General features: G+C 71.0%; 2 protein-coding genes. Both read right to left on the bottom strand.

Annotated elements, in window-relative coordinates; translation table 11 throughout:
- On the bottom strand, positions 1 to 690 hold a 690-nt coding region (locus tag D588_RS24955), incomplete at its 3' end, for a DUF1631 family protein (RefSeq protein WP_043085170.1).
- Between the two features lie 223 nt (positions 691 to 913).
- Positions 914 to 1,312, bottom strand: a 399-nt coding sequence (locus D588_RS0114795; protein WP_232764304.1) for a DUF1631 family protein, incomplete at its 5' end; no start/stop codon positions are given.

Genomic DNA, 1,312 nt, shown 5'->3' with positions numbered 1-1,312 from the left:
TGGCGGCGCGCGCCGCGGCGGCGGCGGCGGTCGCGGCCGCGAGATCTCCGGCATGATCCCGGCCTGGGCGAGGCTGTCGTCCAGGTCCTGGTAGAGCTTGCCGACCCCGGCGGTGAAGTCGCGTTCGCACAGCTTGATCAGCACCAGCCGCACTTCCGGGGCCAGGTCGCTGGTGGAGAACGCGGCATGCACGGCCACGCCGATGTGTTCGGGGCCGATCGGATTGGTGTCCGCATCCAGCTCCAGGCCGCCGGCGATCCAGCCCAGGCGCCGGTCGATGCGGGTCAGCACCGGCTTCCATTCGCGCAGCAGCACGCTGGCGAGGTTGCGTACCGCCAGCCGCGATTCCAGCTCGTGTTCGGAGATCAGGCTCAGGCCCTGCCCATAGCCGGCCAGGGCGACTTCGGCCGAGAGCGGCGCGCCGGCCTCCAGCGCCTCCCAGGCCGTATGCAGCTGGGCGCGGAAGCGCGCGGCGATCTCGTCGCGACGACGGCGCAGTTCGCGCATGCCGTCGAGGAACAGCAACTGCGACGCGCCGGCACTCTCGGCGCGGTCGAACAGCACATCGTCGAAATGCGCCAGCGCCGCGGCGAAGGCCTGGCCCAGCACTGGCAGCATGCCCTCGCGCGCCTGCGTCAACAGGCGCGGGTCACGCGCCGGGTGTGCGTGCGGGCTGGGGCTGAAACTCATGCGCGACGGCTCCGCGCCATGGACGGCGCCAGATAGAAGGAAGGTGGAAGACGATCGGACGCGGCCCCTGTTTCCGCTCCTGCATGGTAGGCAAGGTGTCTGAACAGCGACCGTGATGCGCTGCGCATTTCTGGCTCCAGAACGTGACCTCGTGCAGGATCGTAGCCATGGAAGGCGTCACTACGGCGGCAATGCGGCATGAATACGGCACGCCCGTCGAGGATCAGGCCGCCACCGCCACCCGTTCCAGGCGGTCGACCACGCCCTGCATGGCGCTGTAGAAGGCATCGTCGTCGCGATGCAGGCGCAGCCGGTCCAGCCGCGCCATCACTGCCAACGCCTCGGCCGAGGCGACGCACAGCCGCCCGCCGCGGCGGTTGACGAACAGCAGGCGCGCCGAGATCGGGCTCACCCAGGTCAGCTTGCCGGGCTGCACGCGGCCTTCGCGGTCGACGAAGTCCAGCCAGGTCCCCAGCGGCAGGGTGCGGAAGTAATCGGCGGTGATGTGGTCGAAATCGGTGGCCTGGGCCGGTTCCGGCAGTGCCGGCACGGTCTCGGCGGCGGGCGGCTCGGGCACGTCCACGCCCGTCGCCGGCAGCGCGGCCTGCAGCGGCCGCGCGTG

Origin of the sequence: Xanthomonas sp. SHU 308 (genome assembly GCF_000364645.1) — a bacterium.
Taxonomy (GTDB): Bacteria; Pseudomonadota; Gammaproteobacteria; order Xanthomonadales; family Xanthomonadaceae; genus Xanthomonas_A; species Xanthomonas_A sontii.
The sequence above is the reverse complement of the archived record's forward strand: the minus strand, read 5'-3'. Positions and strand labels throughout refer to the sequence as shown.